The following is a 23666-nucleotide window of genomic DNA, read 5'->3' on the forward strand; positions in this document are numbered from 1 at the left end:
CCAGCCCTTCGCAGGGCTGGGAAAACAACGCTGACGGGAGAGACGTCAGTAGTCGTACGACACGGACAACATGGCGTAGCGTGGCTGGGTGAAATTGACCCCCATGCCGTAGATGTTGGACAGCTTGTAGTGGTTGTCTTCCCAGGTGGAGTTGACTTGCAAGGGCTTACGCTCGTTGAAGATATTGAAGCCCTGCAGGGTAACGGCCAGCTTGTTGCCGGCGAAGGCCGGGCGATAGGTCAGGCCCAGGTCGACGATCTTCGTCCAAGGCAAACGTCCGGCGTCGCCTGGCCGCGATGGCTGGCCGTCGCAGGTGTGATAAGACGAGCCGTACCCGACCGGGTCGCCCGCATCGGAAGACTCGTCAGTGCCGTTGATGCTGACATAACCCAGGCACGACTTCGGAGTGCCTGACAGAACACGGATATTGCCGGCGATCAGCCATTCTGGTGCCAGCTGGTAGGAGCCGTAGAGCTTGATCTGGTGGCGACGATCGTTGGCCAGGTAACCGCCGGAGTACCACATCAGCGCGGCCGCATCCCAGTCCTGGGTCTTGGACACGTCGCTCTGGCCGATGTCCGACTTCACCTGGCCCTCGGTGTTACCAAAGTTGCGCGACAGGGTGTAATCGATGCGGCCTTCCCACTTGCCGTCGAACGGATGCTGGAGGAACAGATCCAGTGCCAGATACTTGCGCTTGGCCTTCTTGTCGAAGCCCCAATCGGCCGACGACATCGAAAGCGCGGTGCGGCCGGAACCATCCAGGTTGGCCAGGCTGAAGGAGTTGGTTTCGCCCGGGTTGAAGATGACGCACCCAGGAACATCGACCGTGCTGGGGTCCACGCCAATCGCGGCCAGCTTGGTGCGCATCTTGTCCGAATCGCAGACATCGTCGATGGTGGTGCCCAGGTTGCGGTAGGTGAGCTTGGCGCCAGTGACCCAATCGCTGCCCAGCGTCTTGTCAAAGCCGACCATGAACTCATCCTGGTACATCGATTTCAGGTCGGTGGCCGCGACTGACGCGGCATCGGGTTGCTGCCCACACTCGCGATTGGAAGAGACGACATTGCCGGAGCACGAAGCGCCAGCGCTTGGATCCACCGGGATCGGCGTCAGGCCGGTCGGGTTGCCTTGGGCGTCGATACCGGTATAGGTGAAATATTCGCTCGTATACGTCGAGGGCGACGCACCACGAATGGCCACGCTATTGGGAAGCGCCAGATAATAGCGACCGACATTGCCGTAGACCTTCAACGACGAGTCACCAAACGCATCCCAGCTGATGCCGATCCGAGGCGCCCATTGGTCGCCGCTTTCCACATAGACCTTGCCAGCATCATTGAAATTGGTGAACTTGTCGTTGCGCACGCCCAGGATCAGCAACAGACGATCATTGATCTGCCACTTGTCCTCGAGAAAATAGGCTTTCTGCCTGACCGACATGCTGGTGGCTGTTTGGAAGACGCCGCGGTAGACGTAGTAGCCATCGCCGCCTGCCGGACCGACACCCAACGAGTCGGCGATAGGCACGTCGGGAGCGAGGTTGTCCTAGGTCCAGGTGTAGCCTGGTCCAGTGGTGAGTGCACCTTCGTTGTTGGCGTTGAAGTACATGTTGTCCACGCCGCTGGCCAGCGTATGACTGCCGAGCACGTACTCCAAGTCCAGGCGCAGGCCGTGGGTACGATTCTCGCCATCGCGTGCCTGGGTCGAGGTCTGGTTGTTGCGAATTTCGCTGCCAGCGGTAATGGCCGGATCCTGCCGATTGGCGTTGTACAGATATGGAGCCAGGCTGGGATTGTTGCGATAGTCGCTCTGCTGGCTCTTGCCATAGGTCGCGCTGAAGGTCAGTGCGTCGGTGATGTAGCTGGTGTATTTGCCGATGTAGTAACGGTCGTCGACCTTGACCGTATCGGCGAACGCACCGCTTGCGCTTTGGGTGATCACTCCTGGGTAGCTGAAATCGCTGTACGCGCCGCTTGTACGGTAGTTGTTCTTGACGCCGGTGAATTCAAGGATGTTGCGGTCGTTGATGTTCCAGTCGACCTTGGCGTAAACCTTCGGCTCGTCCACGCGATAGGTGTCTCGGCCGATAACCGAATCTTCGCGGCTTGCGGTCGATACACCTTCGGTACGCTCCTGCTCGGCGGCAACGAAAACGAACAGCCTGTCCTCAATGAGCGGTCCACCGGCATAGGCGCTAAAGACCGTATTCCAGGCCTTGTCGCCCTTGCGGCTACGGTACAGCGTGCCGGGCAAATCTGGTTTGGCATAGGAATAGTCGGAAGAGGGCAGTGGCGTGTCCGGATAGAACACATCCTTGTAGTCGCTGGACAAGCTCTTCGGCCGCCACAGCATCTGGCCGCCGAAGTGCCACTCGTTGGTGCCGCGCTTGCCGACCTGGCTGAGTACGCCGCCTGCCGAACCGCCGTACCGGGCGCTATAGCCGCCGGTATAGGTTTCCTGCTGGTCGATGGCGCCGTAGGGCAGGGTGACGCCGCCGATGTTGGTTAGCGGATTAGAGCTGAGATAGCCGTTGAGATAGTAGGCGTTCTCAGTCACGCCGGCGCCGCCGAAGGAAATGGCATTGCCGAAGTAGCCGCTGCCTTGCACCGCGCCTGGCGACAACAGCGCGATCGCTTCGCCCGAGCGCGCCAGCGGCAAACGTTGCAATTGCTCGGCGGTAATGACGGTGCGTGAAGCAGTGGCGGAGACGTCCACCGGCGAGATGTTCTTGCCGGTCACCGTGATGGTGCCCAGGGTGGCAGTGTCCTCGGGCGCATTGCTGCTGCCGAAGGACACATCGGTGCCGGCGCCGACGCGCAGCGCGATGTTCTTGCGGGTCTCGGCGGCCTGGCCTTCGCGTTGCAGGGTGACGGTATAGGTACCCACCGGAAGGTTGCCGATGGCGTAACGGCCGTTGGCATCGACCGTTGCAGTACGCGTAAAACCGGTGTCGCCCTGCACGGTGACCGTGGCGCCTGCGCCGGCCGGCGCGCTTCCGTAGATGCCGGCAGTGGTGCTTTGCGCGGCCGCAGTGCCGGTGGCGAGCATGCCGACGGCGCCGCTCAGGGCAAGCGCAAGCACGCTAATGCGGCCATAGCGCGCGGGCGACGTGGAGCATAACGGGCGGCGTTGCCGCGCGGCGTGACTGGTCATTTCGATCGCTCTCCAGATTGGCGCCGTCACGAAGATGACGGTGCGCTGACAATCGATGCTAGAGAGCGGTCGCGCCCGCTTAAAGAACAATTTCTCTAAATTTCATGCTTTTTTAAGCACAAACGCTAAATAACGTCTATTCAGACTGAAATACTGCGACTCTGGGCACATGAAAGTAACCAGGTTTTTCCTTGTGTCACAGGCGCAATGCTGTAACTACATTTGGCCAGAAGCAGGCAAGAGTTTTTGATCGACCGCGCAAACGACACTGCCCTCCGAAGAGGGCAGTAAAGAAACGATGCTTTGGATTTAGACAAGCGCTCTTAGCGCCCCAGTTCGAACGTCACATCTAGGTTGATCGACAGCGTGCTCTCGCCTGGAGCGACCGGGGTGTCCATCTCGGCCTTGGCCGAGCGCATGGAGGCGGCCATCATCATCGGGCGCACCGCACCGCCGCTGCGGCCTTCGGAGATGCTGACAATGCGGCGCACCTTCAGGCCCAGCGACTTGGCATAGGTTTCGGCACGCGCCTGGGCTTTTTTCAGTGCGGCCACGCGCGCTTCGTCGTAGACCGGTTCGGGTTGGTCGATCGAGAAGCTGGGGCCGTTGATATCGTTGGCGCCCTGCGCGACCAGGGCGTCGAGCACCTTGCCCAGGCGGGTGATGTCGCGGACCTTGAGGTTGACCGTGTTGCTGGCCTGGTAGCCGTTGATCTTGGGCGCTTGGTTTTCTTTGTAGGTGTACTGCGGGCTCAGATTGATGCCGCTGGTTTGCACGTCCTTGTCGGCGATGCCGGCGGCCTTCACCGCGGCCATGACCTTGCTCATCTGTTCGGCGTTCTGGCGCATGGCGGCGTTGCCGTCGGCGGCCTGGGTGACCACACCGGCAGACAGCGTGGCGATGTCCGGCACACGCTTGGCTTCCGCCTCGGCCGACACGTTGAGCAGGGTGCCGTCGCTGGGAATGGTGTAGCTCGGGGCAGGCTGGGCGTGGGCGGTCATGGCGGTTCCGGCAGCGATGGACAGGGCCAGCAACAACGGCTTGAGGTAGGTACGCATGAGATCTCCTTGTCTATGTGGAGAGCGTGTTAGCACCTCGATGAATATGTTGTGAGTCGAACGCAACAACACATCGGCAACGCTGCGTGCGTTCACCAGACAAGCGGGCGAGTGCGGGCAACGGGTATGCTGGACGGATGCTCTATCTCGCCTCCCGTTCGCCGCGCCGACAAGAACTCCTGCAACGCCTGGATGTGCCGTTCCAGACGTTGCAACTGGATGTGCCCGAGTTGCGCGCAGCCGATGAAACGCCCGAACACTATGTGCAGCGCGTCGCGCTGGACAAGGCGCACGCCGGTCTGGCGCTGGTACAGGGCGCCGACCCCGACGCCATCGTGCTGGGCTCGGATACCGAAGTGGTGTTGGGCGAGCGGGTGTTCGGCAAGCCGGTCGATGTGGACGATGCCATCGCGATGCTGCGCGTTTTGTCCGGGCGCACCCACCAGGTGCTCACGGCGGTGGTTCTAGTCTGCGCACAGCGCGCGCCGGCGCAGGCACTGGTGGTGTCGGAAGTCACGTTCGACACACTTGATGATGCGCAGATTGCTGCTTACGCCGCCTGTGGCGAGCCAATGGGCAAGGCCGGCGCGTATGCGATCCAGGGCCGCGCCGAACGCTTCATCCGCCATCTGTCCGGAAGCTATTCCGGCGTGATGGGATTGCCGCTTTATCACACCTCGCAGTTGCTCACAGCCTTCGGAGCGCATTGATGTCGGAAGAGATTTTGGTCAACGTCACCCCACGTGAGACCCGTGTGGCGGTGATCGAGAACGGCATGCTGCAGGAGCTGCATATCGAGCGCGGTTGGCGCCGGGGCGTGGTGGGTAATATCTACAAGGGCAAGGTGCAGCGGGTCATGCCTGGCATGCAGGCTGCCTTCGTTGAAGTAGGGCTGGAGCGTGCCGCGTTTTTGCACGCCAACGATGTGATCCGTCCGGCGCCTGCGCCGGCCAGCGTGGTTGATACCGAAGAAACCCCGATCCCGCCGCCGCCGGCTGCCTCGGTGCCGATCGTGGAACTGCTGCGCGACGGCCAGGACATCGTGGTGCAGGTGGTCAAGGACCCGATCGGCACCAAGGGTGCGCGCTTGACCACCCAGATCAGCATTCCGTCGCGCTATCTGGTGCTGCTGCCGCAGTCTAAGGTGGTCGGGGTGTCAGCACGGATCGAAGACGAGGCCGAGCGCTTGCGCTTGAAGACCATCGTCAGCGAGGTCTCGTCCCAGCATGGCGGCTTCGGCTACATCATCCGCACCAATGCCGAAGGCCAGCCGGCCGAGGCGCTGGCCGAGGACATCGCGTACCTGTCGCGGGTCTGGAATGTGGTTGAGCGCCGCGGCCGTGAGGCGCCGCCGTGCAGCATCATTTATGAAGACCTGAGCCTGCCGCTGCGTGCGGTACGCGACCTGATCCGTCGTGACGTGGAGAAGGTGAAGGTTGATTCCAACGAGACCTTCGTGCAATTGGAGGCCTTCGTGGCCAAGTACATGCCGGTGCTGGCCGAGCGGCTGGAGCTGTACACCGGCGACCGGCCGATCTTCGACCTGTACGGGGTCGAGGACGAGATCGGACGGGCGTTGAACAAGCAGGTGCCGCTCAAATCCGGTGGCTATCTGGTGATCGACCAGACCGAGGCGATGACCACCATTGACGTCAACACCGGCTCGTTCGTCGGTCAGCGCAACCTCGAAGAGACCGTGTTCCGCACCAACCTGGAAGCCGCACAGGCGGTGGCGCGGCAGCTGCGGCTGCGCAATCTGGGCGGCATCATCATCATCGACTTCATCGACATGGACGACCCGGAGCATCGCCGCCAGGTGCTGCGCACGTTGGAGAAGGCACTGGCACGCGATCACGCCAAGACCACCGTGTACGAGTTCTCGCCGTTGGGCCTGGTGGAGATGACCCGCAAGCGCACCGTCGAAAGCCTGGAGCGCCAACTCTCGGAAACCTGCGGCCAATGTGGCGGGCGCGGCACCATCAAGACCGCCGAAACGGTGACCTACGAGATCTTCCGCGAGATCACCCGCGCGGTGCGCCAGTTCGATGCGGCGCGCCTGCTGGTCATCGCGTCCTCCAAAGTGGTCGCGCGCATCACCGACGAAGAGTCGGCAGCCGTGGCCGAGCTGGAAGAGTTCCTCGGCAAGAGCATCCGCTTCCAGTCCGACGACCAGTATCTGCAGGAGCAGTTCGATGTGGTGCTGCTGTGAGGCCGGGAATCGGGAATCGGGAGTGGGGAATGGATGTGGAGCAACAGCCGCTCTACGGGACCTTTGGTATCCCTTCTAGTTCGTTGCGCAGGCAGGCGGCTAACTGGTCGTCCGCAAGGGCTGGTGCCCTTACGATTGCCTATTCCCCATTCCCCATTCCCAGCCGTTAATGCCCACCCCGCTGCGCCGCCGTCTCCGTCTGTTTCGCCGCTATGCCATCACTGCCAGCGCGCTTGCGCTGGTGGCGGTCGCGTTGTTGGTGGGCGCGGCCAGCCAGGCGCTGCCGTTGGCCGAGGAACACCCGCAGCAGATTGCGCAGTGGCTGAGCCAGCGTGCCGGTCAGCCGATTGCGTTCGACCGGCTGCAGACCGAATGGACCCGGCGCGGTCCGCTATTGCGGCTGGATGGCTTGCGCATCGGTCCGCAAGGCGAGGTGCGCGTCGGCCAGGCCGAGGTGCTGCTGGCGATGTACGCCGGGCTGTTGCCGGGCCATTCGCTGACCGAAATACGCCTGCGTGGCCTGGCGCTAACCTTGCAACGCAGCGACGACGGGGTATGGTCGGTGCGGGGCATGCCCAGCGGCGGGAACTCCGATCCGCTGGATGCGCTGCGCCGGCTTGGCGAGATCCAACTGGCCGAAGCGCGCCTGCATGTGGCCGCGCCATCGATCGGCCTGGATACCACGCTGCCGCGCATTGACCTGCGCCTGCGCGTTAGCGGATCCACCGTGAAGGTGGGCAGCCGTAGCTGGATCGATCTCAAGCGCGCGCCGCTGACGGCGGTGCTGGAATTCGACCGCGACAGTGGCGACGGTAGTGCTTACGCGCAAGCCGACCCGGCCGACCTGTCGGCATGGGCGTCGCTGCTGCAGTTCGGCGGCATGCGCGTGGATGGCGGTGGCGGGCGCGTGCAGGCCTGGGCGCAACTGCGTTCACGCCGGATCGCTGCGGTAAGCGTGGATGCCGACCTGCAGCAGCTGCGCCTGTCCGGGGCCGCACTGCCAGGCGAGACCGCGCGGCGCACGCTCACCTGGGAGCGGCTGCAGGCGCGCGCGCGCTGGCAGACCATCGACGGCGGCTGGCGGGTGGACGCGCCGCTGTTGCGCTTGGGCCAGGCAGCGCAACTGCAGCACCTGGATGGGCTGAGCATTGCCGGCGGGCGCCGCTATGCGGTGATGGGCAAGCATGTCGACGTCTCTGGCCTGATCGCCGCGGCCGCGCTGAGCGAGCAGTTGTCGCCTGCCTTGCGGCGCTGGCTGAGCCTGTCCAAGCCGCAGCTGCGCGTGGCCGACCTGCAGGTCGCCGGCGAGCAAGGCGGCGCGATGCGCGCGCAGGGCCAGATCGAAGAGTTGGGGTTTCTGCCGGTGGGCAATGCGCCGGGCATCAGCGGCCTGCGCGGCACGATCGATGGCGATGCGCAGGGCGTGGAACTGGACCCCGCACCCGACGCCACGCTGCGCTTCGATTGGCCAACCGGCTTTGGCGTGGTGCATGAGATTCAACTGGCCGGCAAGATCGTCGGCTGGCGCGAAGGCGCTGGCTGGCAGGTCGCCACCCCGGCGCTGCGTGTGCAGGGCAAGGATTACGGCGCCAACGTGCGCGGCGGGCTGTGGTTCCAGGGCGATGGCAGCCGCCCGCGCATGCAACTGGCGGCCCAACTGGACGATGTGGCGGTGCCGGTGGCGCGCAAGTTCTGGATCCGCTCCAAGATGAGCGAGGCCGCCATCGACTGGCTCGACATGGCCGTGGCCGGCGGCACCGTCACCGGCGGCACTGGCCTGGTCAGCGGCGATCTGGACGACTGGCCGTTCGACGATAACGACGGGCGCTTCGAAGCATTCGGGCAGATTCGCGATGGCGTGATCCGCTTCCAGCCGGACTGGCCGGCGATGGAGCAGGTCCAGGCGCACCTGAGTTTTATCGGCAAGGGTTTTTCGCTGCAGGGGCAGGGCGACCTTGCGGGCACCCCGATTGCGCAGCTGGACGCGGGCATCCCCAGTTTCGCCACGTCCGAACTTTATGTCCGCGCCTCCACCCAGGCCGACGCAGCGCAGTTGCTCGGCATGCTGCGCAAGAGCCCGCTGGAGCGCCGCTATGGCGACACCTTGCGCAATCTCACCGTATCCGGCCCGGCTGCGGTGACCTTCGATCTGCTGCGTCCCCTGCGCACCCATGGCGTTGGCGGCCATCTGCAGGGCACGGTGGCATTGCAAGGTGCCAAGCTGGCCGATGCACGCTGGGATCTGGCGTTCGACCAGGTCAGCGGGCAGGCCGAGTACCGCGACACCGGTTTTGCCGCCGAGCAGTTGAGCGTGCAGCACGAGGGGCGCAGCGGCGAGTTGTCGTTGCGCGCCGGCGGGTTGGTGCAGGACCCCAAGCAGGCCTTCGAAGCACGTCTTGGCGCCGCCCTGGATGCCAAGGAATTGTTCGACCGCGCACCGCAGATGGAGTGGCTGCGCCCGTACGTGCATGGCAGCGCGCCCTGGCAGGTCAGCGTGGACGTGCCGCTGCCGCCACCGGGGCAGACCACTGCCAATGCGATGCTGACGCTACGGTCTAACTTGATCGGCACCACGCTGGACCTGCCAGCGCCGCTGGACAAGGCAGCCAGCCAGCCACTGGACACCCGGGTCAAGGTGGCGCTGCCGTTGGGCGATGGCGATATCGATGTGGCCTTCGGCAAGCTGGTGGCGCTCAAGGCCAGCAGCCATGGCGAGCAGACTGGCGTGCGTGTGGTGATGGGCACCGATACCGTCACCGAACGGCCGCCGGCCAACGGGTTGGTGGTCACGGGTCGCGCCGCTTCGCTGGATGCGATCGACTGGATCAGCCTGGCGCGCAGCACCAGCAGTGATACAGACATGCCGCCACCGCCCGGCCAGCCGGCCATTTCCAAGAAAGACGCGATGCCGTTGCAGGAGGTGGACGTGCAGGCGGACCGCTTGCTGATGATCGGCGGCGTGTTCCCGCAAACGCGCCTGCGCCTGCGCCCCACCCGCGATGCGGTAGCGGTGACGCTGGAGGGCCCCTCGCTGGCCGGCCAACTCACCGTGCCCACCGCCGATGGTGCAACCGTGCAGGGCAAGTTGAAGACCGTGCATTGGCAGCCGGTGGCGGCGCCGGCCGCGCCGGCCGCGCCAGAACCCGGCGATCCGCTGGCCGGCGCGTTGCCGGAACCTGCGCGTCGCGCCGTGGCCGAATTCGACCCGGTGTCGATCCCGCCGCTGTCACTGGATATCGACGATCTGCAGATCGGCAAAATGACCTTCGGTGCGGCCACCCTGCGTAGCAGCCGGCTCACCGATGGCATGCAGGTAGATCAGCTGCAGCTGCGCTCGGACGACCAGAACATCGGCCTCACCGGTGCCTGGCGCGGCAAGGGCGACGCAGCCACGACGCGCCTGTCGGCGCGTGTGGACAGCCGCAACCTGGGCAATCTGCTGCAGAACCTCACCCTGGGCGGCCAGCTGCGCGGCGGCGAAGGGGAGCTGGAACTCAATGCTGGCTGGGAAGGCTCGCCAACTGGCTTTGCGCTCGGCTCGCTGGAAGGCAACCTCAAGGTTGAGGTGCGTAATGGCCAGTTGCTGGAAGTGGACCCGGGCGCCGGCCGCGTGCTCGGCCTGCTGAGCGTGGCGCAGCTACCGCGCCGCTTGATGTTCGACTTCCGCGATTTCTTCTCCAAGGGTCTGGCGTTCAACAAGCTGGCCGGCGAAGTGCGCTTCGGTGAAGGCTTCGCGCGCACCGATGCCATCCGCATCGAAGGCCCGGCTGCCGATATCGCCATCCGCGGGCAGACCGACTTGCGCGCGCAGACCTTCGATCAAACCGTCGACGTGAACCCCAAAGCCGGCAACCTGCTGACGGTGGTCGGCGCAGTTGCCGGCGGCCCGGTGGGTGCGGCAGTCGGCGCGGCGGCCAACGCGGTGCTCGGCAAACCGCTGGGTGCGATCGGTGCCAAGACCTATCACGTCACCGGGCCGTGGAAAGATCCGCAGGTGGACGTGGTGGAGCGCGAGGCGCGCGAGCGGGCGCCGAGCAAACCGGCCGCGCCAGCCAAGTCCGGCAAGGCAGATCCCACGCTGCGCTGACACACTTAGCCGGCGGGCGTGTCATCGCTGCCGGCACGCGTAAACACCGGCAGCCGCAGCCGCGAACGATGCCCCGGCACTGGCGGCTGCTCGGGTGCGGCCACGCCAAGAAAATAGCCGCGCTGCCATTTTTCGCGCGCTGCCGCCGATTGCGCATCGGGCAATTCATCCAGAAAGCGCGTGCGGCTGTGGGTCCAGTCGGCATGTTGCTGCGCCAGCCGCGGCGCTTCGGAAAGCGGCTTCCATTGCGGCTGCACCTGCTCGATCAACTGGCGCTGCAGCGGGAACAGATGACAGAACGGCTCGCCCGCCTCGAAGCGCACCCGCCCGGGCCGGGTGAAACGCCAGTTCATGGTGAAGGTGTGCGGGCTCCAGTCGGTTTCCACCATGCCGCTCAGCGCGCCGATGCCGTCTTTTGGCTGATTCAACGGGCCGGTGACGAACAGGTCGATGCCGGTGTCGGTGCGGAACAGGCACGGCACATGGAAGGTCAGCACGCCATAGCCGAAGTGGCTGATCGCCGGTGGTGCATGCGTGCCTGCATCGGCGGTGATGGTGATCGCCGCCAGCGCGTCGCTGCCGTCCCAGCTGGCCTCGAAGCCGGACTGGCACAGCAGCTCCCAGCCATGCGCGTTGGCAATCGCCAGCGGCAGGCAGCGGTAGGCGTAGCGCTGGTCGGTGGCGTCCATCCACGCGCGCTCATGCGGGGCCGGGCGGATGTCCAGCGTGTGGCCGTCCAGAACGTGGGCGATGAGCTTCATGCGCGGGTGATCGGTGAAGAGCTGGCTGGCGATGATAGCTGCGCGCATGTTCAGCGGAACGACTTGTCTCCCCGGCGCGTGGGCCCCATCCTGACCACATGACCGATAACGCTCTCACTTTGGCCGAAACCCGGCTGCTGCTTCCTTCCGGCCTGGATGCCGGCCATCTCGACCGCACCTTCGGCGCCCTGCTGGGCCCGGGCATCGACTTCGGCGACCTGTATTTTCAGCATTCGCGGCGCGAGAGCTGGAGCGTGGAAGACGGCATCGTCAAGGACGGTGCGCATTCCATCGAACAAGGCGTCGGCGTGCGCGCGATCGCTGGCGAGAAAACCGGTTTTGCCTATTCCGACGACATCCATCGCGATGCGCTGCTGGAAGCGGCGCAGTCTGCGCGCGCGATCTCGCGCGAGGGCGGGGCGCAATCCACGCGCTCGCTGGTGCGTGGCAATAGCCGTGCGCTGTATGCGGCCACCGACCCGATCGACGACATGGACAGCGCCACCAAGGTGGACCTGTTGCGCCGCATCGACCAGTACGTGCGCGCTGCCGACCCGCGCGTCAAGCAGGTGATGGTGAGCCTGTCGGGCGGCGTGGATACGGTGCTGATCGCCCGCAGCGACGGCGTGCTGGCGGCCGATGTGCGCCCGCTGGTGCGCTTGAACGTGCAAGTGATTGTCGAACAGGGTGGGCGCCGCGAATCCGGTTATTCCGGCGGCGGCGGGCGTTACGGCTATGCCGAACTGTTTGCCGACGGCCGCCCGGAAGGCTTCGCCCGCGAAGCGCTGCGTCAGGCGTTGGTGAATCTGGACGCGATCCCCGCACCGGCCGGCGTAATGCCGGTGGTGCTCGGCCCAGGCTGGCCTGGCGTGCTGTTGCACGAAGCGGTGGGCCACGGTCTGGAAGGCGACTTCAATCGCAAGGGCACCAGCGTCTATGCCGGGCGCATGGGCGAGCGCGTGGCATCGCCGGGCGTGACCATCGTCGATGACGGCACCCTGGATGGCCGTCGCGGCTCGCTCAACATCGACGACGAAGGCACACCGAGTCAGTGCACCACGCTGATTGAAGACGGCGTGCTGGTGGGCTACATGCAGGACACCCACAACGCGCGCCTGATGGGCGTGGCGCCCACCGGCAACGGCCGCCGCGAATCGTTTGCGCACCTGACCATGCCGCGCATGACCAACACCTACATGCGCGCCGGCCAGCATGACCCGGAAGAGATGATCCGTTCGGTCAAGAAGGGCATTTACGCGGTGAATTTCGGCGGCGGCCAGGTCGATATCACCAGCGGCAAGTACGTGTTCTCGGCCACCGAGGCTTACCTGATCGAAGACGGCAAGGTCACCGCGCCGGTCAAGGGCGCCACCTTGATCGGCAATGGCCCAGAGACCATGCAGAAAGTGCGCATGATCGGCAACGACCTGGCCTTGGACGAAGGCGTGGGCGTGTGCGGCAAGGACGGGCAGAGCGTGCCGGTCGGCGTCGGCCAGCCCTCGCTGCTGATCGACGGCATTACGGTTGGCGGAACGCAGGCCTGAGATGCGGAGATTTGGGAATCGGGATTTGGAATTCGCAACGGCAGGAGCGCAAAGCAGTGCGTCGGGCCTTTGCCGTTTGCCGGTTCAGCAGAGGGGAATCGGGAGTCAGGATTTGGGATTGGCAACGGCTGGCACCGCCGTTGCCTCGATTGATGGATCGGGCGGATCCCTACTCGTCGTCTTCCGACGCCGATTCGCCGTCTTCCAATCCCAAATCCGCACTCTCCAATCCCTGCTCTTGCGACAGGTCGCGCAGCACCTGGAACAGTTCGCGGTAGGCGCGCGGGGGCTTGTTCTTGGCGCGTTCGTGGATCGCGTTGCGCACCAGCTGACGCAGTTGCTGGCGGTCGGCGGCCGGGTAGGCTTCCAGCAGTTCGGCCAGCGCCACGTCGCCGTCGGCGAGCAGGCGCTCGCGCCAGCGCTCGACCCGGTGAATCGCCGCCACTTCGCGGCGCGCGGTGTCGCTGTTTGCATCCAGTGCATCGCGGATCGCTGCCAGGGTCTCGTCGTCCTCGCGGCGCATATGCTTGGCCAGAAATGCCAGCTGCCGCTTGTGCGCGATATGCGAGGTGATGCGCTTGCTCTCTTCGATATGCGGGATCAGCGACTCGGGCACCGGCAGCTTGGCCAATTGCGCCGGGGTCAGCGCGACCAGCTTCTCGCCCAGGTCGAAAATCTCGAGCGCTTCGCGCCGCTGCTGGCTACGGCTGGCGCCGCGAAATTCACCGGTGTCTTCATCGCGTCCGCGCATTGCCACTACATCCCGAAACCTGGTTGATAAACATCTCCGGCCTTGAACGGCCGGGCGTCGGCGGAACATTCCGCACTGAATTCAAACACTCCGGCCCCGGATGGCCGGGCTTTCGCGGACGGATCCGCGTTCCCAAGGATAAAGCATTGAACGCACTCTCCTCCGAAATCCGTGTCACCGACGACAGCCTGCAGCGCCTTGAGGCGCTCACCGACATCTCGCAGCGCCTGCTCGAGCGCGCGCGCGCCGCCGGCGCGACCCAGGCCGAAGTCAGCTGCAGCGAAGAGCGCGGCCTGGACGTCAACGTGCGGCTGGGCGACGTGGAGACGGTCGAATCCACCCGCGATCGCGGCATTGCGGTCACGGTCTACTTCGGCAAGCGCAAGGGCAGTGCCAGCACTGCGGATTTGCAGGATTCCAGCCTGGAATCCACTGTGGCGCAGGCCTGCGCGATCGCCCGTTTCACCGAAGACGACGTGGCCAGCGGCCTGGCCGACCCGGAGTTGATGGCGCGTGAGTTTCCCGAGCTGGACAGCTGGCATCCGTGGGCACTGGACGCCGATACCGCGGTGGATCTGGCGCTGGCCTGCGAAACCGCTGGCCGCGACGCTGACGCGCGCATCAGCAATTCCGATGGCGCCTCGGCCAGCACCGGGCTCAGCCTGGCGGTGTACGCCAACTCGCATGGCTTCATCGGCCGCGAGCGCGGCACCCATCATTCGATCAGCTGCGCGTTGATTGCCGGGCAGGGCGACGGTATGCAGCGCGATGGCTGGTATAGCAGTGCGCTGGCGCGCGAGGATCTGGAAGCGCCGGATGCGATCGGCCGGCATGCTGCCGAGCGCACCCTGGCGCGTTTGCAGCCGCGTTCGCTGCCCACCGGCCAGCTGCCGGTGCTGTTTGCGCCGGAAGTGGCGCGCTCGTTGGTCGGTCACTTGCTCGGTGCCGTCTCCGGCGGCGCGCTGTATCGCCGCGCCAGCTTCCTGCTCGACAGCGTTGGCACCAAGCTGTTTCCAGACTGGTTCAACATCGAAGAACTACCGCATTTGCGCCGTGGCCTGCGCTCGGCCGCGTTCGATGGCGAAGGCGTGGCGACCCGGCGCTCGGCATTGATCAACGACGGCGTGCTGCAGCGTTATGTGCTGGGCAGTTACTCCGCACGCAAGCTAGGCCTGCAGACCACTGCCAATGCTGGTGGCGTACATAACCTGCAGGTCACCGCCAACGCGGGCGATCTGGCATCGATGATTGCCGGCATGTCGCGCGGCCTGCTGGTCACCGAGCTGATGGGCAACGGCGTCAACCCCGTTACCGGCGATTACTCGCGCGGCGCCGGCGGTTTCTGGATCGAGAATGGCGTGATCGCCTACCCGGTCGATGGCCTGACTATCGCCGGCAATCTGCGCGATATGTTCGCCGGCATCGAGGCGGTGGGCAGCGATGTTGATCCGCGCTCGCACGTCAAGATCGGCTCGGTGCTGATCAATCGCATGACGGTGGCTGGTGACAGCTAAGCGGCATTCGTGGTGCCGAGATAGCTGGTTTTCGAGCGTCCGTTTGCTGCGCGGTGCAGGGTCACAAGCAGGCGCCGCGCGTGAGCTTGCGTGCGCGTAGCTGCAAGCGGGCGCACCACTGGTGCTTCCTGCCGCCTTTAACGAACTATGCGTAAAAGGGCATGGGGCATGCGCCGGCACTCGCTACTTACGCGCGCTACATACGCAATCCGGGGCGCCGGTAGATCTGGAATCTGCGTGCTGCGGGTGGAAGCCAGTTCGCCGCGCTGGACGGCGCCTTCTCCGCCATTACGCTGCGCATTGCAGTTCCGGCAAGACCGCGCGCCCATGTCTTTCCGCACTGGTGGCTGGCTGAATCGTTGCTATAGTCCGCCGCACCACAACCATGCATGGGGAGACATGATGAGCGAATTCGAATCGCACGCCGTACCGCCGCCGCCGGTCGGCACCAGCAGTCCGTCGGAAGAGCGCACACTCGCGCTGGCCGCGCACCTGCTTGGCATCCTGACCTCGTTTGTCGGTGCGTTGGTGATCTGGTTGATCAGCAAGGACGCCAGCCCCTCCAAGCCGTTCGCCACCGATCAAGCCAAGGAAGCACTGAATTTCCAGATCACCGTGATCATTGCCTACATGGCTGCAGTGATTCTGACCATCGTGTCGTTCGGCATCCTGTTCTTCGTACCGACACTGGTGTGGATCGCCAACCTGGTGCTGTGCATCCTGGCCGCGGTCAAGGCCAACAATGGCGAACATTACCGTTATCCGTTCACGCTGCGCCTGATCAAGTAACCGGCGCGGTGCGAAACACAAAGGCCCGGCAGCAGTGCCGGGCCTTTGTCGTTTCAGACGATGACGCAATCAGTTCTGCGCCGGGGTGTTTTCGGCGAAGTACTCGTGGCTGTCGGCATTGGTGATGGCCTGCGCCGGGTTGCTGATCGCCAGACTGCGCGCGCCGGACTGGCCGTAGACGCGGTCCTGGGTGCCAGCCACCACGGTGAAGTGGCTGGTTTCGTGCACCAGGGTGCCGGCCTTGGAGTCAGTGCCGGTTGTGGACGCGCTCCAGAACGCGTTGCAGACGTGGATCTCGTACGGCTGGTTCGGATAGACGTAGGCATACGCATCTGCCGCATCCGCCTCGCAGCTGCAGTTGATCGTCAGCTGGCCGTTGTTCTGGTCCAGCGCATTATCGATGTTGACGAAGTTGGAGATGACCCGGCTGTAGCGCGAGGCGTTATAGGCACCGAACCAGGTTGTGTAGCGCGCGCCTGTGCTGCCGGCATTGAGGTAGGTACGCGCGTTCTGCGAGTAGTTGCGCGCGGCAGTCACCGCACTGCCGGCCTGGCTGGTGCGGGTGGTGCTGCAGTTGAGGTAGTTGATGCCGTTGACTACAGCCGTCGGGCCGACGCTGAGCTGGCGCTGCACGCCACGGCGCGCGCCGTCCAGCCACACGGTAAGCGGGGTGCTGGTGGCCACGGCCGGCTCGCCGTTGGCGGTCTTCATCAGGCTGCCGTCGGAAAAGGAGGCGTACTGCAGCGCCGAGCGCACCTGGATGGTGTAGTTGCCGCTGGTGGACAGATCGTAGGCGCCGGCCAGATCGACCTCGCCCTTCACGCTCTGGCCCGGCTGCAGGATGGTGAAGTCGGCCGCCTTGGGCAAGCCGCGCTTGACCAGGCGCCCGGTGTAATCCACTGGCTTGCCGTCGCGGCTCACTTCCAGAATGCCGTTATCCAGCGACTTCAGCGGCAGCTGATAGGTCGGCACGCGTGCAATCTGGCTGCTGTTGTTGGTGACGGTGACGGCGATCTTGCCTTGATGGCGGCCAGCCTGGTCGGCCACCGGCGACAGTTCGATGGTCAACGGAACCGGGCCGCGCACGGACTGCGCCTGCGCCGATCCGAGGATGCCGACAACGGCCAGCGTGCCTGCTGCAAACGATGCGAAAAAAATATTCTTCACCAGTGACTCTCCGTGTGATCGGGGGATGTCCGCGGATGCGGGCAACCTAAACCTAGGCAGGACGAGCGGGCACGACAAGCTTTTTTATTTCGTATATTTTTGTTTTGAAATTTATACTGAAAGTCTCGGAAATATCGTCTATGTTGATAATTCAGCTTAATAATGTGCAGTTCGTCATATGTTGCGGGCTGGCGCGTGTCAGTCGCTGACACAAATGCACGCAGGAAAAGTTTCGATATGTGATCAAGTTCTCTGGTTGAGAGATCACACTACAGACGTTGAGCGTGCGCTGGCGCACGGAGTGCGCAAATCGTTTCCTGCGAGGCTGGTTTTTATGTCTCGCACGGCCGATATGTGGCCGTAGAGACGACCACATGCTATGGCATCTAATCGAGTGCCAAAGACCGGTTCGGGTATCCGCTACACCCGCTCATTGCAGCGTGTAACGGCGTGCCAACTGCGTCTAGTGCGCGCGGTCCACCGCAAACCGGCCCAAGCTGGCCAATATTTCGCCTGGTTGCCCATAGGGCTGCAGCACGTCGTGCATGCGCGTGGCCAGTTCGGCCAGTTTCGCCTTGGCGCCGTCCATCCCGAGCAGAGCGGGGTAAGTGGATTTGGATTGCGCCGCGTCCTTGCCGGCGGTCTTGCCCAACTGGGCCGAGCTCGATTCCACATCCAGGATGTCATCGCGCACCTGGAACGCCAGGCCCAGCGCGTCGGCAAATGCGCCAAGACGCTGCTGGTCGTCCGCCGCTGCGCCGCCCGTGAGCGCGCCCATACGCACCGCCGCTCGGATCAACGCGCCGGTCTTGAGCGCATGCATGCGTTGCAGGTCCTGCAACGGCTGCAGTTGCCCGGTCGCATCCATATCCAGCGCCTGGCCGCCGCACATGCCGGCCGCACCCGCAGCCGTCGCCAGGCTCTGCATCCAGCCCACGCGCAGTTCGGCGCTGGTGGATGCTGCGGCCAGCAGTTCGAAAGCTCGTGTCTGCAAGGCGTCGCCGGCCAGAATCGCGGTGGCTTCGTCGAAGGCGATATGCACGGTGGGCTGGCCGCGCCGCAGCGCGTCGTCGTCCATCGCCGGCAAGTCGTCGTGCACCAGCGAATAGGCGTGAATCAGCTCCACCGCCACCGCAGGCGTGTCGAGCTGGTCCTCAGCAGCGCCGAACAATGCGCCGCTTGCATAAACCAGCAGCGGACGCATGCGCTTGCCACCGCCCAGCACTGCGTAGCGCATTGCTGCATGCAGGCGCTGCGGCGCATGCGTAGCGCTCGGCAAGCCGGCCTCCAGGCTGCGTTCGGTGCGGGCGATCCAGTGGTCGAACAGCGCCGAACTCATCTCAGCCGTCCAGCGACGGCGGTTCGAAGGCTTCGGCAAGCTCGGGGCGGGCAGGGTCGGTCAACAGGCGCACCCGCAGTTCGGCCTGTTCCAGCGCCTGCTGGCAGTCGCGGTACAACCCGATGCCGCGTTCGTAGGCCGTGAGCGATTGCTCCAGGCTCAGATCGCCGACCTCCAGCTTCTGCACCAGTTGCTCGAGTTCTTCCAGCGACTGTTCGAAGCGGGCAACCGGGGACGTTTCGTTCAAGGACTTCTTGGCCATCGCTAAAGTGTGCGGCGCGCGCGCAGGCGGGTCAATTCGCATCGGCAGCTGCGCGCCATTGCAGCGATGCGGCGTTGGCCTGTAACCATGCGTCCAAGTTGCCGGAAATGATGCGATCGCCGGCGGCAAGTACCTGCGTGCCTTCCCACAGGATCGGCAGGCGCTTGCGTTCCCATGGCGGTAAATCCAGCGCCTGCAGCAGATGTTTGAGTTGATGCGAATGCGCGCGCCGCGGCAACACAATGCGCTCGCCGCCCTGGCGTGCGCGCGCCAGCAGCGGTTGCGCAAAACGCAGGCCGGGCGCGCCGAGCAAGCGCAACTGCGCACCATCGGGCAATTGCAGCGGCACTGCGCCATCCCACGACGCTTGCCAGTCTGACGGCCAGACCGCAGCGGGGCGATGCAGAAACAGGCACTGACGCCAACGGCGGATTTCCATTTGCTGCCACGCGAAGCATGCTTGCCGGTCTGCGGCGTAGTGGTCGATTTCCCGTTCCAGTGCGGCCACGCCTTGCGCCGGCAGTGGGGGCGCGTGAGCAGCGCTCACCCACGCGCGCAACAGCCGTGCTCTTCGTTCGATAGGTTGCGCACGCAACGCGTGCAGATCCAGCGCGCCGCTTGCGGTGCGCACGCTTGGCAACAACGCCATGTCCTGCTGCAGCAGTAATGCGCTGGCATCGGCGCTCAGTTGCGCACTGCGCGCCAGCGCATCGGCTGCTTGCGGCCAGCGTTGCTGCAGCAACGGCAACACCTGGCTGCGCAGGAAATTGCGGTCGTGGCGTGGATCGGCGTTGCTGGGATCTTCGATCCAGCGCAACCCTTGCGCGAGCGCATAGGCGAGCAGATCGGCGCGGGCATGCGCCAGCAACGGGCGCCACAGCGTGCCGTTGGCGAAGGGGCGCTGCGGGCGCATCGCCGCCAGTCCTTCCGGGCCGGAGGCGCGCAGCGCACGCAGCAGGAATGTTTCAGCCTGATCGTCGCGATGGTGCGCCAGCGCCAGCCATTCGCCAGCGGCGAGTGCGTGCTCGAATGCAGTGTGGCGCGCGTTGCGTGCTGCCGCTTCCAGACCAAGGCCGCTATCGCGCTCGACGTGCACCTGCACGATCTGCAACGGTACCTGCAGCGCATCGCAGCTGCGTTGGCAATGCGCGGCCCAGGCGTCTGCATCGGTATGCAGCCCGTGATGCACATGCAGCGCGCGCAATCCTGCTTGGCGATAGCGCGGCGTCGCCGCCAGCAAATGCAGCAGCACGTTGGAATCCATCCCGCCGCTGTAGGCCAGCAATACCGGGCCGGGCGGAGTGGTGGGCAGCAGTAGCGGGGTATCGATCACCACAGGCGCGATCCTGCGGCCAATACTGCGCGCCCAGCGAGCGGGCGTTGAACGCGTTGCGTGATTGCCGAGCGATGCCTTGATTGGCGCGTTGTCTGCAAGCGCCATATCTGTGCGCCAAAGCTACGGCCCTGGGGCGAACCTAGCGCGGCTCGGGTATCACGGTCACCGCACCAATCCCCTGCGACCAACCTGATCGCAAAGCTGGCGGTGCGGAGCTGTAGACGTTCCCAGCTGTTACCGCCCATCAACTCCATTGTCTTTTGTACGCGACAACTGCGGCGCTGGTGTACTGCTACCGCGTCTAGGGCATCGCGCTTTTTTGCGTGGCCACTGCACCGATCGCCCTCGGCTAGCCTGACCGCAGCGATGGTGCCCCTGACCTGCAGCGGTTCCAAGGCGTTGCCGCATAGCGCGCTGGCGATGCCATGCGAGCGGATTAAGTGACCACGCTGCGGACGCCTCATGCGTCGGCTCGCCTCCCGTTGCAGCAGCACCGCTTACGCATCAGCGCTTGACCGCAGCCTCGAACGTAGCCGGCTTGGGCAACTCGACCGGAACGCCGGCGGCATCGCAGGTGCCGGCCTTGCACAGGCGCTCGCGCAGGCGCGGAGTGGCCTGGACGATGACGTGGTAGATCACGTTCTCTTCCAGCGTGCCGCGGAATGCAGCGCTGCCAGGGCCGGTGGCCCAGATGCCGACGTCTTCGCCGCCGTGGCTTTCGGATTTGGTCGGCACCAGCGACTCCTGCATATAGCTGGGCGCTTCGGTGTCCACATGGGTCAGGTCCGGGCGGCCGGCAGCCGGCTCGCTGCTGCTGGGCTCATGCGGATACTTTTTTGGGCCGGCCGGCTGCGCGTTGCTGGCGCCGGTGTAGCCGGGGCCATTGGCGTAGCTGAGCGTGGTGTACGGCTGGCCAGCCAGATCGCTGGCCAGCTGGCTGCGGTCGCCTTCTTCGCCGCCGGTACCGCGCACCTTGCCCAGGATGGGATTACCGCGCACCGGGTAGCCAACGAAGTTGAGCGTGTGCGAATGGTCGGCGGTGACAATGATCAGCGTGTCCGGCGGCGCGGTCTGCACAGCAACGCGCACGGCATCGGACAGCGACACGGTTTCATCCAGCGCGCGGTAGGCGTTGCCGGCGTGGTTGGCATGATCGATACGGCCGCCTTCGACCATCAGCACGAAGCCGTTGGTATCGCGCGACAGCGACTGGATCGCGGTGCGGGTCATTTCGGTCAGGCTGGGCTCGCCCTGAGGGGTGCGGTTGCGGTCGTGATCGAACTGCATGTGGTCCGGCTCGAACAGGCCCAGCAACGCCGGTGCGCCGGCTACTGCCTTCAGTTGTTGCTCGTTCCAGACATAGGCGCCCTGCGGATGCGCCTGTTTCCACTCGGCGACCAGATCGCGGCCGTCCAGGCGCAGGCCCACCTTGTCGTCGTATTCCGGGTCGCGCTCCTGCACGGTCTGGAACTGGCTGCGTCCTCCCCCCAACACCACCTGCGGGCCACGGCCGTAGCGGGCAGTGGAGAGCAACTGCTGGGCGATGTCCTGGCAGCCGGCAGTGCGTGCCGACTCGGGAAGGTCGGTGTCGTTTTCCCAGTTGCGGTCCGGCGAATGCGCATAGGTTGCCGCCGGCGTGGCATGGGTCAGACGCGTGGTGGTGACGATGCCGGTGGCCATGCCGGCGCTGTCGGCCAGCTGCAGCCAACTCAGCAGGCCCTTATTCAAGCTGTCAGCGCAATCGCTGCGGTTGCCGCTGCTGACCCCGATCGCGCCCATATGCGACTTCACCCCGGTGGTGATCGCGGTCATCGTGCCGGCCGAATCCGGCGTCTGCGAATCGGTGTTGTAGGTCTTGCTGAAGGCGGTGGCGGGAAATTGCTCCCACGACAGCAGGTTCTCTTCGCCCGGCCCGCCCTTGCGCTGGCCGTCCAGGATGCGCGCGGCGGCGACCGTGGTCAGGCTCATGCCATCGCCCAGGAACAGGATCACGTTGCGCGCCTCGCCGGCCATGGCGCCATTGCCGGCCGCGCGGGCGGCGCCGGAGCGGTACCACCATTGCGGGGTTTCGCCGGCCGGGTGCGCGACCTGCGGCACCTCTACGCGGACCGATGCAGGTGCAGAGGCGGTGCTCCCGGTGGTGGAGGCGCAGGCGGCGACGCACAGCGTGGTCAGGGCGGCGAGGGTGGGCAGGCAATAACGCATCGGCATCGGACTCGTGGCTGAATCAATGCCCATTATGCCGCGACGGGTGGTGTCACACCGATGACACAGCGCTGTTCCAGCTGTGGTCTCGCGGGCAGCGCAGGCCTGGGCTATGGTGCATGCACTCTCCCCGGAAGATTCGACGACATGAAACTGGTTGCGGCCTGGTTGCGCATTCCGTTCTGGCAGCGCGTGGTGGCCGGCTTTGCGCTGGGTGCGATCGCCGGTGCGGCCATGGGCCCGGCCGCCGATGTGTGGTTCGGTCCACTGGGCGATCTGTACGTCACGCTGATCAAGATGATCGCGATCCCGCTGGTGTTCTTCGCGGTGATCAATGCGATCTCGTCCTTGCACGGGCAAAAATCGGTCGCCGCGCTCGGCGGGCGCACATTTTTGTGGTTCGTCATCACCGCGGCATTGGCGGTGGGCGTGGGCCTTGCGGTCGGCACGATCATGCAGCCGGGCGCTGGCCATTTCAGTTTGAGTGTGGATTCGGCCTGGAAGCCGCGCGATGTGCCCAGCCCGATCAAGGTGCTGCTGGACGTGGTGCCGTCCAACCCGTTCTACGCACTGACCGGCATCGGCACCAAGACCAATGCTGCCGGCGAAACGGTGCTGGCGGCGGGGCGTGGTTCAATCCTGCCGGTGATCTTCTTCGCCGGGTTGCTGGGGTTTGCGATGGTCAAGCTGGGTGAGCGTGTCGCCGAGGCGCGCAAGCTCACCGGGCAGATGAGCGACATCATGATCCAGGTGACGCGCTTCGTGCTGGAGATGACCCCGCTCGGGACGTTTGGCCTGATCGCCAGCCTGGTCGGCAGCTACGGCTTTGCGAAACTGCTGCCGTTCGGCAATTTTGTGCTGGCGCTGTATGTGGCCTGCGCGATCCATATTCTGGTCGTCTACAGCAGCCTGTTGCTCGCACATGGGCTTAACCCGTGGAAGTTTTTCCGCGGTGCCGCGCCCGGCATGCAGGTGGCGTTTGTCAGTTCGTCGAGCTTTGCAGCAATGCCGGTGGCGATGCGTTCGATCACGCATAACCTGGGTGTCAGCAAGGATTACGCTGCATTTGCGGTGCCGTTGGGCGCCAGCATCAAGATGGACGGCTGCGGCGCCATCTTTCCCGCGTTGTGCGCAGTGTTCATTGGGCAATACACCGGGGTGCCACTGACCGCCAATCAGTATTTCGTGGTGCTGCTTGCCTCGGTGCTCGGCAGCTTCGGCACGGCCGGCGTACCCGGTACTGCGGTGATCATGGCGACCGTGGTGCTGAGTGCAGCCAATCTGCCGCTGGAAGTGATCGGCTATCTGTATGCGATCGATCGCATCCTCGACATGATGCGCACCATGACCAACGTCACCGGGCAGATGCTGGTGCCGGTGCTGGTGGCCAAGGAGACCGGCTTGCTCGACAAGAGTATCTACGACGCGGCGTCGACCAATGTCGGGTTGGAAGATCCGCCCGCCGACAGTGCCAAGCCACTGCGCTGA

The 23666-nt window shown here is 64.8% G+C and carries 15 protein-coding genes and 1 pseudogene; 7 read left to right on the forward strand and 9 right to left on the reverse strand.

What is annotated here, in order from left to right; genetic code table 11:
- Positions 1-45: 45 nt before the first annotated feature.
- Positions 46-3156: pseudogene (locus NX05_RS12900) on the reverse strand (TonB-dependent receptor).
- 323 nt (positions 3157-3479) lie between these two features.
- Positions 3480-4214, reverse strand: coding sequence for an SIMPL domain-containing protein (locus NX05_RS12905; RefSeq protein ID WP_039436847.1), 735 nt, complete (start codon positions 4212-4214; stop codon positions 3480-3482).
- Between the two features lie 137 nt (positions 4215-4351).
- On the opposite strand from NX05_RS12905, the gene NX05_RS12910 reads away from it, so the two are divergent.
- From NX05_RS12910 to NX05_RS12920, 3 genes are all read left to right on the forward strand, one after another.
- The gene (locus NX05_RS12910; RefSeq protein ID WP_017117854.1) at positions 4352-4924 is read left to right on the forward strand and encodes a Maf-like protein; all 573 of its coding nucleotides are present in this window, start codon (positions 4352-4354) and stop codon (positions 4922-4924) included.
- Positions 4924-6423, forward strand: a complete 1500-nt coding sequence (gene rng / locus NX05_RS12915; protein WP_039436850.1) for a ribonuclease G — start codon at positions 4924-4926, stop codon at positions 6421-6423. The genes NX05_RS12910 and rng overlap by 1 nt, the downstream gene beginning before the upstream one ends.
- Positions 6424-6592: 169 nt before the next feature.
- On the forward strand, positions 6593-10510 hold the full coding sequence (locus NX05_RS12920) for a YhdP family protein (protein WP_039436852.1): 3918 nt from the start codon (positions 6593-6595) through the stop codon (positions 10508-10510).
- A gap of 5 nt (positions 10511-10515) precedes the next feature.
- On the opposite strand, the gene NX05_RS12925 is transcribed toward NX05_RS12920, so the two are convergent.
- Positions 10516-11271 (reverse strand): DUF6065 family protein, encoded by a 756-nt coding sequence (locus tag NX05_RS12925; protein WP_039436954.1) that lies wholly within the window; start codon positions 11269-11271, stop codon positions 10516-10518.
- A gap of 98 nt (positions 11272-11369) precedes the next feature.
- On the opposite strand from NX05_RS12925, the gene tldD reads away from it, so the two are divergent.
- Positions 11370-12815 (forward strand): metalloprotease TldD, encoded by a 1446-nt coding sequence (gene tldD, locus NX05_RS12930; RefSeq protein WP_039436854.1) that lies wholly within the window; start codon positions 11370-11372, stop codon positions 12813-12815.
- A 169-nt stretch (positions 12816-12984) separates the two neighbouring features.
- On the opposite strand, the gene yjgA is transcribed toward tldD, so the two are convergent.
- Positions 12985-13566: a ribosome biogenesis factor YjgA gene (yjgA, locus tag NX05_RS12935; RefSeq protein WP_017121291.1), complete on the reverse strand. Its 582-nt coding sequence runs from the start codon at positions 13564-13566 to the stop codon at positions 12985-12987.
- Positions 13567-13712: 146 nt separating this feature from the next.
- Here yjgA and pmbA point away from each other — a divergent pair, with 146 nt between their 5' ends.
- On the forward strand, positions 13713-15080 hold the full coding sequence (gene pmbA / locus NX05_RS12940; protein ID WP_010366774.1) for a metalloprotease PmbA: 1368 nt from the start codon (positions 13713-13715) through the stop codon (positions 15078-15080).
- Positions 15081-15407: 327 nt separating this feature from the next.
- Entirely contained in the window at positions 15408-15869 is a 462-nt protein-coding gene (locus NX05_RS12945) for a DUF4870 domain-containing protein (protein WP_039436856.1), read from the forward strand.
- Between the two features lie 69 nt (positions 15870-15938).
- On the opposite strand, the gene NX05_RS12950 is transcribed toward NX05_RS12945, so the two are convergent.
- From NX05_RS12950 to NX05_RS12970, 5 genes are all read right to left on the reverse strand, one after another.
- The gene (locus NX05_RS12950) at positions 15939-17036 is read right to left on the reverse strand and encodes a M35 family metalloendopeptidase (protein WP_039436859.1); all 1098 of its coding nucleotides are present in this window, start codon (positions 17034-17036) and stop codon (positions 15939-15941) included.
- A 463-nt stretch (positions 17037-17499) separates the two neighbouring features.
- A complete protein-coding gene (locus tag NX05_RS12955; RefSeq protein WP_039436860.1) occupies positions 17500-18375 on the reverse strand; it encodes a polyprenyl synthetase family protein in 876 nt (291 codons plus the stop codon).
- Between the two features lies 1 nt (position 18376).
- Positions 18377-18637, reverse strand: a complete 261-nt coding sequence (locus tag NX05_RS12960) for an exodeoxyribonuclease VII small subunit (protein ID WP_010366764.1) — start codon at positions 18635-18637, stop codon at positions 18377-18379.
- Positions 18638-18668: 31 nt separating this feature from the next.
- Positions 18669-19973 carry a tRNA lysidine(34) synthetase TilS gene (gene tilS / locus NX05_RS12965; RefSeq protein WP_039436958.1) on the reverse strand — a complete coding sequence of 435 codons (1305 nt, stop codon included), beginning with the start codon at positions 19971-19973 and terminating at the stop codon, positions 18669-18671.
- Between the two features lie 504 nt (positions 19974-20477).
- Positions 20478-22184 carry an alkaline phosphatase family protein gene (locus NX05_RS12970; RefSeq protein ID WP_039436863.1) on the reverse strand — a complete coding sequence of 569 codons (1707 nt, stop codon included), beginning with the start codon at positions 22182-22184 and terminating at the stop codon, positions 20478-20480.
- 141 nt (positions 22185-22325) lie between these two features.
- Between NX05_RS12970 and NX05_RS12975 the strand changes: the two genes are divergently transcribed.
- Positions 22326-23666: a dicarboxylate/amino acid:cation symporter gene (locus NX05_RS12975; protein ID WP_039436865.1), complete on the forward strand. Its 1341-nt coding sequence runs from the start codon at positions 22326-22328 to the stop codon at positions 23664-23666.

This window comes from Xanthomonas vasicola, assembly GCF_000772705.2.
In the GTDB taxonomy this organism is placed as follows: Bacteria; Pseudomonadota; Gammaproteobacteria; order Xanthomonadales; family Xanthomonadaceae; genus Xanthomonas; species Xanthomonas vasicola.

What these genes read in the sequence shown, in the direction of transcription:
- NX05_RS12910 (WP_017117854.1), top strand. Translation starts at nt 4,352, where the DNA reads ATGCTCTATCTCGCCTCCCGTTCGCCGCGCCGACAAGAACTCCTGCAA.
- NX05_RS12920 (WP_039436852.1), top strand. Translation starts at nt 6,593, where the DNA reads ATGCCCACCCCGCTGCGCCGCCGTCTCCGTCTGTTTCGCCGCTATGCC.
- NX05_RS12925 (WP_039436954.1), bottom strand. Translation starts at nt 11,271, where the DNA reads ATGAAGCTCATCGCCCACGTTCTGGACGGCCACACGCTGGACATCCGC.
- yjgA (WP_017121291.1), bottom strand. Translation starts at nt 13,566, where the DNA reads ATGCGCGGACGCGATGAAGACACCGGTGAATTTCGCGGCGCCAGCCGT.
- NX05_RS12960 (WP_010366764.1), bottom strand. Translation starts at nt 18,637, where the DNA reads ATGGCCAAGAAGTCCTTGAACGAAACGTCCCCGGTTGCCCGCTTCGAA.
- NX05_RS12945 (WP_039436856.1), top strand. Translation starts at nt 15,408, where the DNA reads ATGTCTTTCCGCACTGGTGGCTGGCTGAATCGTTGCTATAGTCCGCCG.
- NX05_RS12975 (WP_039436865.1), top strand. Translation starts at nt 22,326, where the DNA reads ATGAAACTGGTTGCGGCCTGGTTGCGCATTCCGTTCTGGCAGCGCGTG.
- NX05_RS12970 (WP_039436863.1), bottom strand. Translation starts at nt 22,184, where the DNA reads ATGCCGATGCGTTATTGCCTGCCCACCCTCGCCGCCCTGACCACGCTG.
- rng (WP_039436850.1), top strand. Translation starts at nt 4,924, where the DNA reads ATGTCGGAAGAGATTTTGGTCAACGTCACCCCACGTGAGACCCGTGTG.
- NX05_RS12905 (WP_039436847.1), bottom strand. Translation starts at nt 4,214, where the DNA reads ATGCGTACCTACCTCAAGCCGTTGTTGCTGGCCCTGTCCATCGCTGCC.
- NX05_RS12955 (WP_039436860.1), bottom strand. Translation starts at nt 18,375, where the DNA reads ATGAGTTCGGCGCTGTTCGACCACTGGATCGCCCGCACCGAACGCAGC.
- tldD (WP_039436854.1), top strand. Translation starts at nt 11,370, where the DNA reads ATGACCGATAACGCTCTCACTTTGGCCGAAACCCGGCTGCTGCTTCCT.